We start from the raw sequence: 15,427 nt of genomic DNA, 5'->3' as shown, positions 1-15,427 counted from the left end.
TTTCTCCTTTGTGAGTTATTTCCACTCCGTGATATCTTCAACAGGCAGGCGGACCGATTTATAGCCTTGATCAGCGGATTTCCCGATTGAGATTAGCATGACAGGGTAGTAGCGTTCTTTGTCCAACTCAAAAGCATCGGCAATTCGGTCTTTTTCATAACCGCCAATTGGATTTGTATCATAGCCATGAGCACGTGCTGCAAGCATTAGCTGCATGGATACAAGACCGGCATCAATCAGGTTCATTTCTTTCTTTTGCTCGAATGTCATGTTTTCCACTAAGCCTTTGATGGATGGCACCTGCTTGTCCCTAACATCAGCAGGCATGTATCCTTTTTCAACAGCTGTGTCATAAATTTTTTCAATGAATGCTTCACTCTTCATATCAATAAAGACTGCGATGACAGCTGCTGATGTCTCTACTTGCCTTTGATTGAATTTTGCAAGTGGTGCCAGCGTTTCTTTGCCTTCTTTTGAATCGATTACCACAAAACGCCATGGCTGCAGGTTTACAGATGAAGGAGCTAAAGAGGCTTCCTCCAGGATTTCAGCCATTTCTTCTCTGCTGATTTTGACTGTTGGGTCATAATTACGGATGGAACGGCGGCCTGTAACGATTTCTTTAAAGTCATTGATAATGGTTTTATTCATGGTGAACTCTCCTTTATGTTTGTCTGGATGAAAATATTAAAGATTATCTACATTTTCCTGGATGCGAGTGAGCATATTTAATAGTGTGCTTCGCTCAAGCTCCGAAAAGCCGTTCAGGATTTTGGAAATAAACCGCTGCTTTTCTTCACAGTAAGCAGCAATCTTCGTTTTGCCTTCCTCTGTCAGGCTGACATAAGTAAAACGGTTATCTGCAGGGTTTTTCCTGCGTATCACCATGCCTTTTTCTTCAAGCTGTTTTAGATGCCTCGTGACAGCAGCATGATCGATATTTACTTTTTTCTGAAGTTCCCGCTGTGTAATTTCTTCCGCTTCAAAAAGCTCCCGGAGAATCTCAAGCCGTGACTGGCTGATGCCTGTACAGCGTTCAAACTTCGGCATTGTCTGCTTATTGAGCTCAAACAGCCGGGCAGCAATTAATTCTTCTTGCTTAGAACATTTAAACACAGCATCCCCCGCCTTTTTAGATAATTGATAGGTCAATGATTGATACGTCAATTAATATACTGCAAAATATTTTATAAGTCAAACTGGATGCTTAAAGCAGAGAAAATCCTGCTGAATAGTTTATGGATCAGCAGGGTTTTCAGTCATTGAGATCCGTTTTCCTAAAGTTTCTCTGCATCTATCAGCCACACATATCGATTTTGCTGCTTAAACTCAGCAGAGAATCCATTGGAATGAAACATGCTTTCTAATATGGGGATGGTTGTATAGTATTCTGTTTCCAGGTCTTGCGCCAGGCTGAGGTAGTGTTTGTTTTTAGCTTCCTGGATAAAAATCTCTTTTTCGTCCTTGCTGCGAAAGACAGTATCGGCAAAAACAACTTTTCCGCCAGTTGTAAGGAGGGTGCTGTATTTAGAGATGGCATTGGCTTTTTCGCTGTCTTCTAAATGATGGAATGCGTAGGTGCTGACGAAAGCATCTATAGGGCCATTCAATTCAAAGCTTAAGAAGTCACCATCCAATATTGTGAGATGAGGCATTTTTTTGCTTGCTATTTTCCTCATGGCAGCAGAAGGTTCAACTCCGACTACTGAACAGCCTTTCTCCAGGAGCATTTGAGTTAAGTTGCCTGTACCTGTACCGAATTCCACTACATTCCCATGAACAAGATCGGCTACTTTATGAAGAATCTGTTCATAATTCATAAACACCTCCTGATATTCAAGGTCTTTACCGGCCACAGTCTCATCATAGGATTCTGCCCAATGGTCAAACAACTCTACAAATTCACGTCCCATTGTAAAATCACTCCTTCTAATTCATATAATGCTTATTGGTATAGTATGAATTGATGTCTCACTTGGCAACTTTGCAATCTGCCTTAATTCTCAGATGCCAGCTGATTTTTTAGTTGATAATTAACAAAAATAAGCTTAAAACATACTATACAAGTAGGAATAATAAGAATTAAAAAGATCGTAATAATATCCAAAAAACGCAATGAAAAAAAAGAAACCATTCATCTGAAAAACAGAGGTGCTGACGATGAATTATTACAGCAACGTGAAAGAACTGATTGGGCATACCCCTCTTGTGAAAATCAAACACTATGCTATTCCGCAAGGAGTAAATGTTTTTGCAAAGCTTGAATATTTTAACCCGGGCGGCAGTGTAAAGGACCGGTTAGGACAGAAGCTGATTCAGACAGCGATTAAGGATGGACTTCTCCCGGAAGACGGCGCTGTAATTGAACCGACTGCAGGGAATACAGGGATCGGCTTAGCGCTGGCTGCTATAGGAAAGAAGATCAAAATCATTTGTGTTGTACCTCAAAGATTCAGCATTGAAAAGCAGGAACTAATGAAGGCGTTAGGGGCAGAAGTGGTTAATACGCCAACTGAAGAAGGCATGGAAGGTGCTATTAAGAAGGCAAAGGAACTGCTGAAGAAGATTCCTAATTCCTATAGTCCTCAGCAATTCAGCAATGAGAATAACCCGCTAACGTATTATGAAACATTGGGACCTGAGATCTACGAAGAGTTAGATGGGAAGATTGATATTTTTGCAGCTGGAGCAGGGACTGGCGGTACGTTCATGGGCTGCGCCAGATATCTTAAAGAAAAGAATCCAAAGATAAAGACAGTTATCGTTGAACCTGAAGGCTCCATTTTAAATGGCGGAAAGGCAGGACCGCATCGAACCGAGGGAATCGGGATGGAGTTTTTGCCCCCGTATATGGAAATAGGCTTATTTGACGCCATTCATACCATCTCAGATAAAGATGCCTTCAAACGAGTAAAGGAGCTGGCATTGCTTCAAGGATACTTAGTTGGAAGTTCGTCAGGAGCGGCTTTCGAAGCAGTACTGAGAGAAGCTGAAAATGCTCCGCCTGGCACGAATATTCTCACCATTTTTCCTGACAGCAGTGAGCGGTATTTAAGTAAATCTATTTATGAGGAGGATGAACAATGAGAAAGAAAACACAAATGATTCACGGGGGCATCTCCAGAGATGAACATACAGGTGCCGTCTCCATACCTGTCCACCATGCCAGTACGTTTAAACAAGATGGTGTGGGCAATTTTGTTTATGAGTACGCAAGAACAGGGAATCCGACCAGGCATGCTCTTGAGGAACTAATAAAGGATCTGGAAGGCGGATACCGAGGCTTTGCTTTCGGTTCCGGCATGGCGGCTATTTCTTCTGTAATGCACTTATTTTCAACAGGAGATCATGTTATTTTCACTGATGATGTGTATGGCGGGTCCTATCGATTAGTGACAAAGGTTTTGACGAAATATAATGTAGATGTAACCTTTGTCGATACAAGTGATTTGGCTGCTGTAGAGGCGGCGATAAAGGAGAATACAAAGGCAATCTATGTTGAGACGCCAACGAATCCATTGCTGAAGATTACAGACTTGGCTGGAATCTCCAAGCTGGCCAAATCCAAGAATTTGCTTATGATTGTGGATAACACCTTCAGTACACCTTACTGGCAGAATCCAATTGAACTGGGAGCTGATATTGTCTTGCATAGTGCCACCAAATATATAGGCGGACATAGTGATGTGGTTGCTGGGCTGGTTGTGGTGAATTCCGAACAGCTTGCAGCAGATATTCACTTTATTCAAAATTCAATCGGTGCGGTTTTGGGGCCTCAGGATAGCTGGCTATTAATCAGGGGGATTCGGACACTGGCCATTCGGATGGAGGAAATTGAAGAAAATGCGAAAAGGGTGGCACATTTTCTTGCCGATCATCCGCAGGTTTCAAAGGTTTATTATCCAGGATTTAAAGATCATAAAGGCCATGATATTCACTCGAAGCAGGCACGGGGCTTTGGCGGAATGATTTCCTTTGATGCCGGAACCGGTGAAAAGGCAGAAGAGTTGCTGAAAAAAGTAAGATACTTTACCCTGGCAGAAAGTTTGGGCGCAGTTGAAAGCCTGATTTCCCTTCCAGCCAAAATGACGCATGCATCGATACCGAGAGAACGCCGTCTGGAACTGGGAATTACAGATGGCCTGGTTCGGATTTCAGTTGGCCTGGAGGATGCCGAAGACTTAATTGAGGATTTGCAGTCGGCACTATAAGGAAAAGCCCATTTAGTTTAAAATCTAAATGGGGCTTGAGTATTTTTTTATGAGAATGATTAACCTCTTAACGCTTTTCTGACTTTATTAGTGACCTGCTAACAACTTTGCTTTAATGTATGATGTTAGGCTTTGGAGTGTTCTAGGCATAGAAATTTCTTGTACGGGAATATGAAAATCCACTTGATGCAATGGAAAAGTAAGTGCCCGTCATCTTCAACAGGCACTTATTTTCTTAATTATGGTCTGCAAGGTAAACATCATCTATCTGCCGGGCTAGCTTAAAATCCAGACCTGTCAGCCCATTTTCACTCCAGGTAGTGAGGGAGACGATCACCATTTTGTATTGAATGGCGATAAAAGGATGATGGTTTTCGTTTTCAGCAAGAGATGCAATTTTATTTACGAAGGCGATACCGTCTAAATATTCTTTGAAGCGATAGCGCCGTTCAATCCATTTGCTGTCTTTTCTTTTCCAGTCCGGCAGCTTGGAGAGTTTCAGGGCTATTTCTTCTTCACTTATTTTTGTCATACTGTGACATGCCTCCAATCAAAGATGACATCGAGTCCGTTTTGAATCAGGCGGACATAGCGTTCTTCCTTACTTAACTTTTCAAGCTGGTTCAGAAGCAGTTTTTTCAAAGGCGATTCTTTGTCATGCTTTTCAAGCAGTTCCAGAACTTCCAGCTGAAGCAGCCATTCTTCCGGGAACTCATCGAGAATTTTTCCGATAACACTGTGAAGAAGGACATCCTGAGGGAAATTCGTTTCCCGGATTTGTCTTACTTCCGCATATAATTCTTCCAGAGGGGTTAGGGCTGTTCCTTCTTTTGGGCTTTCTTCATTCATAAAAGATTCACCGTGATATGCAGCGTAATCCGCTGCGATTGGACGTGCGGAAACAATTCGACTGCCCACAGCTAAATCATAGGTGCCCCAAGTGGGGTGGAACAAGATTTCATCTCCCTTTTTGACGAGACATTCTTCAAGTGATATTAAAACAAGGGAATCATGATTAAATAAAAGATTCGTCACATGGCCGGAAATTTCTACTCCGCTTTCGAAGGTGATTTGCATCATTTTATTGATCTCGATGCCAAGTTTTTTCAGGCTCTGTTCAGTTTGATTTTCCAGCCTAATGTCTCCAGCCAATTTTCCGATCGGCGCTCCAAAGCCGTCATGGTGAATATCAGGACCATGATGATTAATTTGTTCATTTTGAATCGAAAGGGCACTCGGACCTGTCGTTTTGACATAGATGGCTTCACCTTCTGCATCCTTCATGATATCGGTGAAAAGACCAGTAATTTGAATGCCTGAATTGAGTTCGATGTGCGCAACCTGACTTGAAGCGATCGCTTTTTCGATAGCCGCTGTTCCGCCTTGCCTGAAGGCCATCGACTCGCCGAATCTCGTCACTTCCTCTATCAATTGTTCAAAGCTTTCGCAAACAAATAGCTGGGACTGCATAGATGTAACGTCATAGCTGGTGTTAATAGCATCTTCAATTGTGAACCGGCGTTTCATCACCTGATCGGACAGGCAATGTTTGCTTTCGCCCACAGATGACAGCAGTCCTGCACCAAAGATCTTGGGCTTTTGCAGCTCGCCAATCAGGCCAAATTCGACCGTCCACCAGAAAATCCGGGAGATTTGCTCAGCTTCAGAAAGTCCTTTTACATGCAGCTGTTTTTCCTTTAATCGCTGTTTGGCTGCTTCAATTTCTTCTTCAGTTGAGGCTGGACTTTCCATGACAATCGATAAATGCCTGGTTGCCTCAAACACCTCATGTTCTTCTTTTGTCGCAAAAGCGTTAGCTCCGATATTCCCTATTAATTTAACAAACTCTGAGTAGGTTTCATCAAATAAAATCGGCGCATGCCCCGCCGCTTCATGGAGAATGTCAGGAGCGGGTGTGTATTCGATATTGGTCTTCTGGCGTATATCCGTTGCAATTGGAAGGATGCCATGCGCTTGAAAATCAAAAAATGCTGTGCCGGGAATCAATCCGTCGACAATGACTGCTCCCCAGCCGATTTTATCTAAATGATCGTTCATTTCACTTACCCGTGGAATGCTGTCGATGGAAATGCCGGATGACTTCAGACCTGAAGTGAATGCATCATGGGCGATGTCTTCAAGGAAATGATGGTTTTGCCTCATCACATACCTCCAAACCGCATGGTCAATGGGGCTGTAAGCATTGTAATGCTGCTGGGCTGTAAATGGACGTAAGTGCAGGGGTATCGATTTCTTCATTTGGTATGTCTCCTTTTATTAGTTTTTATGCTTAAACGCTTTTAAGTGCGAAAGTATTTGTGTATAAAAAATCCCTGCTGAATTTTCATTCAGCAGGGACGAATTTATTCGCGGTACCACCCTGATTGTAAGTATAGAACTTACCACTTCACAGAATAACGGCTAAACCGTCTTATTTCAGAAAAGAAATAAGAAGCTCCAGAAACGTAATTCGTGATCTCCTTTGTACTGGTTTTCAGCACCACCAGCTCTCTGCAACAGGGAGGGTACCACTACTTTAATTCCTTCAAAGCATTTAAGTATTAGGATGCTTTATATCTTAAACGCTTTTAAGTGTTAAAGTCAACATCTTTTTATTTTTATCAAAAGAAAAAGCCCAGAAGCCTTTCTGAGCTTGTGTATTATTGCTCAATTTTAGCTGATCTGCGCTCCTGCTCTGCCATGATTTCCGCATCTTCGGCATTGTCCCGTGTCACCTTCTGAGTCAGAATGGACCCAACCGCCACCAGAAGCATGACGGCAATGTAGTACCCTTTTTCATTAAGCTCCATATCAGCATTGTAAAGTCCGATCAGAAACAGCCCAACGCCGGCAATCAGTGTAAAGTATGCTAAAAATGTAAAAGCTGGCGTGTTTCTCCTTCTATACTTTTGCATATGTTTTAATCCCCTTTTTTCTTAACATATTTTCTCGTTCTCTCCTTGAAGATGTAAGTCTACAATCCAATACAACAGATGTAACAATTTATTCTATATTATATAAAATTACCCTTTTTTGTAAAAATACGCAACATAAATTTATGGGTGTTTTTTACTGTTTTTGATTTTTATTGAAAATTTATATATTTAAGGTGAAATGTTTGTGTGAAAAAGTTTAAATAAAGAAAGAGACTAAAGTTTGATTTTAATATTGGCTGGAGGGAGGTACAGATTTGTTAGCTAATGTATGAGCCACGGCTGATTTTGAATTTACTTTTACTGTTGATAGCAAGTGGAATATTTTTTGTTAACGGCTTATGTTTGCAGGAAGATGAGAGTTTGCTGAATTAAATGCTAAAGCCTATACATTAACGGAACCTCCTGTTGAAAGAGCCACTCAAGGAGAGTTGAGAGACTATTTTGTGGGGAAATAAAGATTTTAATATTTTGCTGAATACTACGGTGAGGGTAATAAGGATGAATACTGTGATGCCCATTTGTCCAGCAACTGTGACATCTGTTACCTGAGAATCATTCAAATTTCGGCTTAAGGTTAATGATCAAGGTCAATAATGTAGAGGTAGCTATTTGAAAGGGAGAGAGAATATGACTTACGAAGAAATCATGAAAAAGCTTGAAGAGCTTGGTACAGAGCAGACGAAGAAGACTTTCAAAAATCACGGGGCGAAGGAGCCTTTTTTTGGTGTGAGAGTTGGAGATTTAAAAAAGCTGGTGAAGTTTGTAAAGAAGGATCATGAGCTGGCACTTCAATTATATGAATCAGGAAATCATGATGCGATGTATCTGGCAGGGCTGTCTGTCAATCCAAAGCTAATGACAAAAGAGACTTTACAGGAATGGGCTGAAAAGGCATATTGGTACATGGCTGCGGAGTATACAGTGGCCCAGGTAGCTGCGGAAAGTGAGCATGCTCTTGATTTGGCCCGGGAGTGGATCAAATCTGAGGATGAAATGGTTTCGGTCTGCGGCTGGAGCACGTATTCTAATTATATATCAGTCACACCTGATGACGAGCTTGATGTCAGTGAGATAAGAGCATTATTGACACAAGTTAATAATACCATTCATGAAGAAAAAAACAGAGTACGATATGTAATGAACGGCTTTGTCATCTCTGTGGGCTCTTATGTACCGGAGCTGAATGAGGAAGCGAATAATGTTGCTGCGCATATCGGAAAAGTGCATGTGGATGTCGGAAACACAGCCTGCAAAGTGCCTTTGGCCAAGGAATATATTGAGAAGGTCGAATCGAAAGGCCGGGTTGGAATCAAGCGGAAGACTTGTATATGTTGAGAATAGCTTTGAACAAAAGACTGGGGAAAATTCACCGCAATAAACTAATGCAGCAGATTTAGTTGAGTGCTAAAGTGACCTGGGATAGCTGAGGCACGTTAAATGAGCTCAAAAGGCAATGCTTCTGAGCTCATTTGATTTTTATTGAGTTTTCGTTTCTGAATATTCTTTTTCCGTTCCATCTGGGAATTTTATTTCCAATTCAATTTTTTGGTAATTGTCCTCTACTGAAAATGCATCCTTTACCTGGTTAATGACCTCTTGATCTTCTGTATTTTGATCGAACGACAGCCCCTCAAAAATTGGAGTCAGCTTCTCCATGGCTTCATCCGAAGTTAAATTCTGATCAGCAAGGTCATCCTGATATGCGGCTTCCATTCCGTTTTTTTCATTTTCATAATCCAAATCAATGGTTATATTATCTTTGTACTCCACCTCAAGATCGAAATTCGTAAAATTAAATGCAGCCTCATTGGATGTTTCATTATTTTGGTTTTCAGCAGGTGCATTTTCAGGCGGATTTTCTACTTTGTCATTATTGCAGGCCGTAAGCAATAATACAGATAGAAATGCCGAGATTATAAGTTTCAGTTTCATAAAGTCCTCCTTGGTCACGATGTTGATTTTAATGTACCCAAAATTTTACTGAACCAATCTGTTAATTAATCTGAGGGATATTTTGGTATAATAAGGAAATGGTCAGGAGGGTAACCAATTGGCATCACACACAGATGAAATGGGGAAATGAAGTGTATTGGATAGCCATTTTCATATATTTCCTTTTAATAGGCAGTGCTTTTTGGCTGGAAAGGCTGCTGAAATGGAAGTTTAATATCCCAAAGAAGCGGGAGTATACAAAAAGGTTTAACAAACAGCAAACGGTAATAGAGTCGTTAATCTTCGTTGTATTTCTTTTTGGATGCATATTGGCAAGCATCTTTGGATGGCGTTACTTATAATGGTTATAGGCGGATACAGAGGGTATATGATCAGAAGATTTGCAGGCCATTCTAATGAACATATAATGGAATTTGCTTTTGCAGTTTGGAGCCCCATACTGATTGTGATTGCTTATCATGCAACTGTTGCATTTTTTTAATAGAGAAGGAGATAGATGAATGGAGAAACAGGCCGGATTTGGCATAAGATTTGCAGCGGATATTGTTGATGCTCTAATACTTACAATACCCATTTCAACGGTGTTCTTTCTGATAGAGGGAGATTCCCCATTTACCTGGATGATGGGATGGACCTGGCCGATCATCTATACTATCTATTTAACACTCGTTCCCCTTGTCTGGACCGGTTATATCATTGGAAAGCGCATTTTTAAGATTAAGGTTAGAAGGATAGATGAAGAAGGCTTAACGTTGAAAACGATGGTTCTAAGAGAAATTGTGGGTAAATTTCTATTGTCTAATGTGACGTTTGGTATATCAACACTGGTCAGTATGTTTATGATTATTTTTAGAGAAGACAAGAGGGCGGTTCATGATCTGATTGCCGGAACTTATGTCAGCAGAGAACAGGTATAGGATGTTATTCCTCGGAAAAAGGCAATGAATAAGCCTGTCTGCAACATTCGTTTTCGGGTGCTTTATTTATGGCATAAAGAATGACGTGTGAATTGGCACACGTCATTTTCCTTAATTATTGAGGTTTTCAGCAAAAATCTATAATAGTGTTTATATAGAATACAATTTGCAAAAAAACTAAGGAGTTACAAAAGATGGACTTATCACTTTGGGTAACGATCGCCTTCATTATAATCGGATTTGTTTTTATCATATATAAGAAGAAAAATATAAAAAATGATATTGCTTTTATAAAAACAAATATGGAGAGTGAGGAGGTTTCAATAAAAGCTAGGTTCATAGTTTGGTGGATAGTAGGTACCACAGCTTGGGGAATAGTGAGTATTACCCTTATTGTTTGGTCGTTTCATAATTATTATAATTAATTACTCGAAATTCTTATGTCAGCGATCCTTATCGGTAGCTCTTTTTCTTGTTTGATTATGGCGCCGGTCCAGGTTGGAATAAAAGTGGAAGGCTTGTACATGCTGAAGACCTAAGAAGACAGGCATGGTACTATCCATGCCATGGAAGTCCCTAATAAAAATACATTTGCTGGGGGGAATATTGCTGGGTGTATTGATATTGCTGGTTTGGGTCAGGGCTGTGAGCATTTCTGCTGCAGTCTTTTCTCGGGCCGATAAAGGTTGAAGGCTGGACAGGTGCAACCGCCTTTTTCCATTGCTTTTCATCCATACAATAAGTGTGCGCCATTACATTTGAAGGAGTTAACTTGAGAATGTCAGATCCTAAGATAACCTCCGGCGTTGGCGCATTAAAGATGGCCAGCAGATGAGTGCCGTCGGTATTAGCTACCTCATAATGCCACCATCCCTGAGGGACATTGGCTACTTGCCCAGGTGTAATGTAATAATTCTGGATTTGCTTTGTAAATGGATTAAGCAATGAAACCGTCGCTGCACCCGATATACAATAAACCAATTCAGCAGCGTTTTGGTGATAATGCGGTTCTATTACATTATTTTTGCTTAGATAGATGTCCAGAAGCGAGACATCTTCCAGCGTGTTTAATTGTTGAATGCCCAATACATTTATTAAGTTTCGGTTATCTTTTTTCATCAGATTGCTATTATTCACATCGAAAAAGTAATTTAAAGACGGAGAGGTGTAATCCAAATATTTAACCATTGCTGTTCAGTCCTTTTGAGAAAATAAATGTCTCAGATAAAGTATGCATATGCCCACCATCAGTGCATGTACCTGAATAACGGTTGTGTTTGAAAAAGGAGAGCAATAAATGAAGAAAAAAAGCAGTGAGGTTTGCAAGCTGGGATGAAATGTTAAATCATCCTAAGAGCTGCAGTCTTTGTTATTTTTTTGCCTGCCCCGTGTGTACCCTTCATTAATCTGCATTAACATACACTTTTCCATGATATCCATCTTGATGAAAATAGTCCGATCTTCTATTACGCCTCAAGTCCTATTTGAAAATAAAGCTGAGGCTCATTATAGACATTTCCATTTACAGGTAAGATGAAATCGAGAAAGGGAATGTGCCTATAGATATTTTTTAGCATCCCAACAACGGGACACTCCGTTGGTTAAGACCATTGGTAGAAGGAGAGGTTATATGGCAGTCTTGCCGTCCAGTTTATTAAAAATAATATTGGTTCTTTTCTTGTTCACTTCTTTTAGTTATTTGCCTGAAAATTCGGCTTCAGCTGAAGAAAACATCGAAGCAAAAATTGAAAAGGCAATTAAGGATTACCTGGAAGACTATCAGGTTCCAGGCGCTTCAGTTGCCCTCGTCCATAATAATGAACTATTTTTTTCAAAATCATGGGGAGTTACTGGAGAATCAACGGAGGAGGTTACAGAACAAACTCCTTTTACGATTGGCTCCATAAGCAAATCATTAACGGGAATGGCCATTATGAAATTAGCTGATAATGGAACCATCCGCCTGGATGCCAGCATTCAAGAATATCTTCCGTGGTTGAAACGGAACAATGGGAAAGCGGGCGAAATCACAGTGGAGCAATTGCTCGCGCAGACAAGCGGGTTCAGCACCTATGACGGGCTTGCCCTATCTGATAAAGAGTTAACAGGCAGTAAGGCTATTAAGCATCAAGTCAAGAAACTGGCAAAAGTTGAACTGACTGCTACACCTGGTGAAAAGCATCAATACAGCAATGCCAATTTCTTAATCTTGGGTGCGATGATTGAAGAATTGACAGGAATGTCCTATGCCGAGTACATGGAACAGCAGATTTTTGAGCCCTTAGGGATGAAATATGCTGCGGCTGATAAAGAGGGAGCTTATGAGAAGGGCTACCTTAGAGGTTATCAATCCTGGTTTGGATTTCCGGTGAAAAGTTCCGTAGCCTATGATAACGCCGGGGCACCATACGGATACATTACTGCCAGTTCTGCAGATATGATCCAATTTGTAAAATTATTGAGCGGGAAAGGGCCGGATCATTTTATCAGTGATAAAACTTTGGATTTATTTAAGACACCGCAGGTCCAAACAGGAGAAGACCGTTATTATGGTCTAGGAATCCGCATATCCAACCCGGATACTCCAAAAGAAATGATCTGGCATTCTGGTTCTACCCCTGATTCGCATGCAGAAGTCTTTTATATTCCGGGAACCAGCTGGGGCGGTGTGATTCTGACAAATAAGAATCATATATTAGAGGAGGATGGACTTTACTACCTGAAGAATCATATTATTAGTCTACTAAATGACGATGAGCCTGAAAAAGTACCTAAACAAAGTCTGACCATACAATTCATTATGCTGGGATGTATCATTCTGCTGGTTATACTTTCAATATTTTTAGGGACAAGTTTCAGAACCCGGAAATATTTTAAAAAGGGAACAGGACTTTTCTTAGGTTTGCTATTTATTGGCCTGTCAGCATCGTTAATTCCTCTTTTCATATTTACCACATCTTCTCCTTGGCATTCCATCTCTGTCTTTGCACCTGATATTGCCTTTTTAACGATATTGGCAGTAATTGTGATGGCCATAAATGGGCTGCTGCTGTTTAGATTAATTCTTAAAAAAACATGGTGATGAAAATGCCTGTCTAAACCAGTTAGACAGGCATTTATTATACGTTCACTGCATTTTTTCTCACTTTCCGGTTTGTCATCGCTTCCCATAAGCCAAACCCTATTAACGCTCCGATCATATTTAGAATAAAGTCATCAATATCCAAACTGCCTCTTCTTGTGACCAGCTGTATAATTTCCACACTAAGGATCATGACAGTCATGGTAATTGTAAATGACTTAAGTCTGTTTAGCCTTTTAATAAAATAGGGCAGGAAAATTCCCATTGGCAAAAATGCAGCCACGTTGCCGGCAAGATTTTTTATAGGAATGATTAAATTCATGCTTCCATTGGAAATAGCCAATATATACCCATTAATGGTTTTAAAGGGGACAAGGTTTGAGGATTGCTTCATATATTCGATTAACTGCATGTCTGACCAGAATCCTCTCGATATAAAGAAGAGTAATACTGTTAAGGCACATAAGTAAGAAAGAAAGCTAATTCCCATGATCAATCTTATTATTTTCTTCATAAATATCACCGCTTAAAAATAGTATTTGATAATAATAACATAATTTTTCCATATTTTACTCAAAAAACTAACTGTCAGCTATTATAATATAAAGGATTCTGGGAGCATTTAATGAAATCGCCTCTGTAGATTAAGTATCATATTTTGGCAGCTGGGGACATCTCTTATACAGAGGTGTTCATGATGAAAAAGAAACATATATGGCTATGTTTAGTCATAGTCTTGATTTTTACAATTTATGAAGTACTGTTAAAAACCAAAACAGTTGATTATACGGGTGAAAACGGGGATTGGTCGATTGAAATTAATGCTAAGCTGACTGGGCTTGAAGGAAGTCACTCAATTAAGATTCGCTATACAGGGACAGGCACCATTGAGCGAGCAGATTATAGAGTTTTCCCAAATGGTTATGAAGGGAGCTATCCAGATTTCGATAAAAATGGAAGCTATTATTGGTCGTGCAGTGACTGCGGTTATTATGACCAGAAAGATGAACTTCTTTTTTTCATTGTTTGGAAGGAAAGGGGAACATCAGGTGAAAAGGTGAGTTTTATAGATTTAAAAAGGAGCCATTAGGAGGAAATGAATGCTTTGGGTTAAGACGCAAAATAAGAGAAGCTTAGTCAATGTGAAGGAAATAACCGTTAAAGGGAAAGCTGTGGAAGGAATAATCAGCAGAAGTTTTTTTGTATATTGGAGCAGAGTGCTGGGGGAATATGATTCTCATGTAAGAGCATTGGAAGTGGTTGAACAAATTCATAAGAAATTAGAGCATGGAGGAAATGGTTTAGCAGTCTTTACTATGCCTGATAAGTAGAATTCAAGATTATTAAGCCGTGCCTAATATAAGCTGGGAGCGGCATTTTTTTATATGGTGAAAGTGGATGGTGAATTTTATATTTAATTGGATGGTTAATTGTTGGCCCTTTTGCGATATTATTTAGATATAGCAGTTTATTAAAATGTAAAAGAAGAGGTGCGCAGCATGGGAGTAATGCTTGGACTGGTACTAATTATCTTAATTTTTGCTGTGGTTTCAACTTTGCTGCTGACAGGCAAGGCTGACGAGAACTATGGAAATTCAACAAAACGGAACACCACCAATTTAACCTTAATATATGTGGTAATTATTTTTATCGGATTAGCTTCTCTAGGAATTTATATTTGGCGGATCTAAATACAGATGGAGATGAAGAAATATGACATGGGCCGTATTGGTTTCAATTATTTTCGTTAGTCTGCTGAAAATTGTGCTGACCTGTATGCCGACGGGCACGGTTAATTGGCTGATCCGGAAATTTGAAACTCATTCCAAGCTTGATGTAAAAGAGGTTACAGTCACAATTGGTGATAATAGACTTGAAGATGAGGAGAAACTTCAGATTATCAATCAGTTCAATGAAGGAATATTTATTAAGAAACATTATATCCACCCTGGGAACGAACAGCTTTTTTTACGGCCGGAGATCAGTGGAACACCTATAGTTATTGAGTTTCTGGAAGGAGAAGCCACGCTGTTGGTATATAGCTATAAGGACCGCATTGATGTGGTTAAACAGCGCAGAAATAAGGTAATCGCATACAGCTTGATTTCTGATAGCCTTCAAAGCAGCTCACTGGCAATAAAGGCCAGTTAAACTAAGAATATTAAATGAAAGCTAGATCCTTGGATCTAGGCTTTTTTATGTCTGCAGGAGGGATGTAATTAACAGCAGCTTACCATGCTGATCGTGCATGCTGCTTTGATTATGGTAACATATAGAAAATACCCATAAGAAATTTGGGCCTTTATCAATACATTTACATATTGAGTT

20 protein-coding genes and 1 other annotated feature are annotated in these 15,427 nt (G+C 40.0%); of the genes, 11 read left to right on the top strand and 9 right to left on the bottom strand.

Going from position 1 to position 15,427, the window contains the following annotated elements:
• Nucleotides 1–15: 15 nt before the first annotated feature.
• The 3 genes from AC3WTL_RS17875 to AC3WTL_RS17865 all read right to left on the bottom strand — a co-directional run bounded on the left by AC3WTL_RS17875 (nt 16) and on the right by AC3WTL_RS17865 (nt 1,913).
• Complete coding sequence (locus AC3WTL_RS17875) at nt 16–651, bottom strand: nitroreductase family protein (protein WP_252220704.1); 636 nt, start codon at nt 649–651, stop codon at nt 16–18.
• Between the two features lie 36 nt (nt 652–687).
• Nucleotides 688–1,116, bottom strand: coding sequence for a MarR family winged helix-turn-helix transcriptional regulator (locus AC3WTL_RS17870; protein ID WP_163139541.1), 429 nt, complete (start codon nt 1,114–1,116; stop codon nt 688–690).
• A 161-nt stretch (nt 1,117–1,277) separates the two neighbouring features.
• Nucleotides 1,278–1,913 (bottom strand): class I SAM-dependent DNA methyltransferase, encoded by a 636-nt coding sequence (locus tag AC3WTL_RS17865; RefSeq protein WP_248349252.1) that lies wholly within the window; start codon nt 1,911–1,913, stop codon nt 1,278–1,280.
• A gap of 247 nt (nt 1,914–2,160) precedes the next feature.
• On the opposite strand from AC3WTL_RS17865, the gene AC3WTL_RS17860 reads away from it, so the two are divergent.
• The gene (locus AC3WTL_RS17860; protein ID WP_252220706.1) at nt 2,161–3,087 is read left to right on the top strand and encodes a PLP-dependent cysteine synthase family protein; all 927 of its coding nucleotides are present in this window, start codon (nt 2,161–2,163) and stop codon (nt 3,085–3,087) included.
• Complete coding sequence (locus AC3WTL_RS17855) at nt 3,084–4,211, top strand: bifunctional cystathionine gamma-lyase/homocysteine desulfhydrase (RefSeq protein ID WP_248349248.1); 1,128 nt, start codon at nt 3,084–3,086, stop codon at nt 4,209–4,211. The genes AC3WTL_RS17860 and AC3WTL_RS17855 overlap by 4 nt, the downstream gene beginning before the upstream one ends.
• A gap of 235 nt (nt 4,212–4,446) precedes the next feature.
• Here AC3WTL_RS17855 and AC3WTL_RS17850 read toward each other — a convergent pair whose 3' ends face one another.
• The 3 genes from AC3WTL_RS17850 to AC3WTL_RS17840 form a co-directional block, all read right to left on the bottom strand.
• Nucleotides 4,447–4,743, bottom strand: a complete 297-nt coding sequence (locus tag AC3WTL_RS17850) for a 4a-hydroxytetrahydrobiopterin dehydratase (protein WP_248349246.1) — start codon at nt 4,741–4,743, stop codon at nt 4,447–4,449.
• Nucleotides 4,740–6,470, bottom strand: coding sequence for an aromatic amino acid hydroxylase (locus AC3WTL_RS17845; RefSeq protein ID WP_252220708.1), 1,731 nt, complete (start codon nt 6,468–6,470; stop codon nt 4,740–4,742). Before AC3WTL_RS17845 ends, AC3WTL_RS17850 begins: the two co-directional genes overlap by 4 nt.
• Nucleotides 6,471–6,561: 91 nt before the next feature.
• Nucleotides 6,562–6,769 (bottom strand) — a binding site (T-box leader).
• Between the two features lie 102 nt (nt 6,770–6,871).
• Nucleotides 6,872–7,126 carry a YiaA/YiaB family inner membrane protein gene (locus tag AC3WTL_RS17840; RefSeq protein ID WP_009335475.1) on the bottom strand — a complete coding sequence of 85 codons (255 nt, stop codon included), beginning with the start codon at nt 7,124–7,126 and terminating at the stop codon, nt 6,872–6,874.
• Nucleotides 7,127–7,774: 648 nt separating this feature from the next.
• On the opposite strand from AC3WTL_RS17840, the gene AC3WTL_RS17835 reads away from it, so the two are divergent.
• Nucleotides 7,775–8,482: a DNA alkylation repair protein gene (locus AC3WTL_RS17835; protein WP_252220710.1), complete on the top strand. Its 708-nt coding sequence runs from the start codon at nt 7,775–7,777 to the stop codon at nt 8,480–8,482.
• 141 nt (nt 8,483–8,623) lie between these two features.
• Here the strand turns inward: AC3WTL_RS17835 and AC3WTL_RS17830 are convergent, their stop codons facing one another.
• The gene (locus AC3WTL_RS17830) at nt 8,624–9,079 is read right to left on the bottom strand and encodes a YusW family protein (protein WP_252220711.1); all 456 of its coding nucleotides are present in this window, start codon (nt 9,077–9,079) and stop codon (nt 8,624–8,626) included.
• Nucleotides 9,080–9,425: 346 nt separating this feature from the next.
• On the opposite strand from AC3WTL_RS17830, the gene AC3WTL_RS17825 reads away from it, so the two are divergent.
• From AC3WTL_RS17825 to AC3WTL_RS17815, 3 genes are all read left to right on the top strand, one after another.
• Nucleotides 9,426–9,581 (top strand): hypothetical protein, encoded by a 156-nt coding sequence (locus tag AC3WTL_RS17825; protein WP_492369833.1) that lies wholly within the window; start codon nt 9,426–9,428, stop codon nt 9,579–9,581.
• Between the two features lie 19 nt (nt 9,582–9,600).
• Nucleotides 9,601–10,017 (top strand): RDD family protein, encoded by a 417-nt coding sequence (locus AC3WTL_RS17820; protein WP_248349243.1) that lies wholly within the window; start codon nt 9,601–9,603, stop codon nt 10,015–10,017.
• 194 nt (nt 10,018–10,211) lie between these two features.
• Nucleotides 10,212–10,442: a hypothetical protein gene (locus AC3WTL_RS17815; protein ID WP_252220713.1), complete on the top strand. Its 231-nt coding sequence runs from the start codon at nt 10,212–10,214 to the stop codon at nt 10,440–10,442.
• Between the two features lie 151 nt (nt 10,443–10,593).
• On the opposite strand, the gene AC3WTL_RS17810 is transcribed toward AC3WTL_RS17815, so the two are convergent.
• Nucleotides 10,594–11,205 (bottom strand): cupin domain-containing protein, encoded by a 612-nt coding sequence (locus tag AC3WTL_RS17810; protein ID WP_248349242.1) that lies wholly within the window; start codon nt 11,203–11,205, stop codon nt 10,594–10,596.
• A 442-nt stretch (nt 11,206–11,647) separates the two neighbouring features.
• Here AC3WTL_RS17810 and AC3WTL_RS17805 point away from each other — a divergent pair, with 442 nt between their 5' ends.
• On the top strand, nt 11,648–13,099 hold the full coding sequence (locus AC3WTL_RS17805) for a serine hydrolase domain-containing protein (RefSeq protein ID WP_492369832.1): 1,452 nt from the start codon (nt 11,648–11,650) through the stop codon (nt 13,097–13,099).
• Between the two features lie 37 nt (nt 13,100–13,136).
• Here the strand turns inward: AC3WTL_RS17805 and AC3WTL_RS17800 are convergent, their stop codons facing one another.
• Nucleotides 13,137–13,613 (bottom strand): VanZ family protein, encoded by a 477-nt coding sequence (locus tag AC3WTL_RS17800; RefSeq protein WP_197214102.1) that lies wholly within the window; start codon nt 13,611–13,613, stop codon nt 13,137–13,139.
• A gap of 180 nt (nt 13,614–13,793) precedes the next feature.
• On the opposite strand from AC3WTL_RS17800, the gene AC3WTL_RS17795 reads away from it, so the two are divergent.
• The 4 genes from AC3WTL_RS17795 to AC3WTL_RS17780 all read left to right on the top strand — a co-directional run bounded on the left by AC3WTL_RS17795 (nt 13,794) and on the right by AC3WTL_RS17780 (nt 15,250).
• Nucleotides 13,794–14,189 carry a hypothetical protein gene (locus AC3WTL_RS17795; RefSeq protein WP_226619678.1) on the top strand — a complete coding sequence of 132 codons (396 nt, stop codon included), beginning with the start codon at nt 13,794–13,796 and terminating at the stop codon, nt 14,187–14,189.
• Between the two features lie 10 nt (nt 14,190–14,199).
• Nucleotides 14,200–14,430, top strand: a complete 231-nt coding sequence (locus tag AC3WTL_RS17790; RefSeq protein WP_197214103.1) for a hypothetical protein — start codon at nt 14,200–14,202, stop codon at nt 14,428–14,430.
• Between the two features lie 168 nt (nt 14,431–14,598).
• Complete coding sequence (locus AC3WTL_RS17785; protein ID WP_163139512.1) at nt 14,599–14,790, top strand: hypothetical protein; 192 nt, start codon at nt 14,599–14,601, stop codon at nt 14,788–14,790.
• A gap of 22 nt (nt 14,791–14,812) precedes the next feature.
• Nucleotides 14,813–15,250 carry a YfmQ family protein gene (locus AC3WTL_RS17780; protein ID WP_163139510.1) on the top strand — a complete coding sequence of 146 codons (438 nt, stop codon included), beginning with the start codon at nt 14,813–14,815 and terminating at the stop codon, nt 15,248–15,250.
• Nucleotides 15,251–15,427: the final 177 nt, after the last annotated feature.

It is taken from the genome of Cytobacillus sp. EB106-05-05-XG126, assembly GCF_058791715.1.
This window is presented reverse-complemented; position numbering and strand designations above follow the sequence as displayed.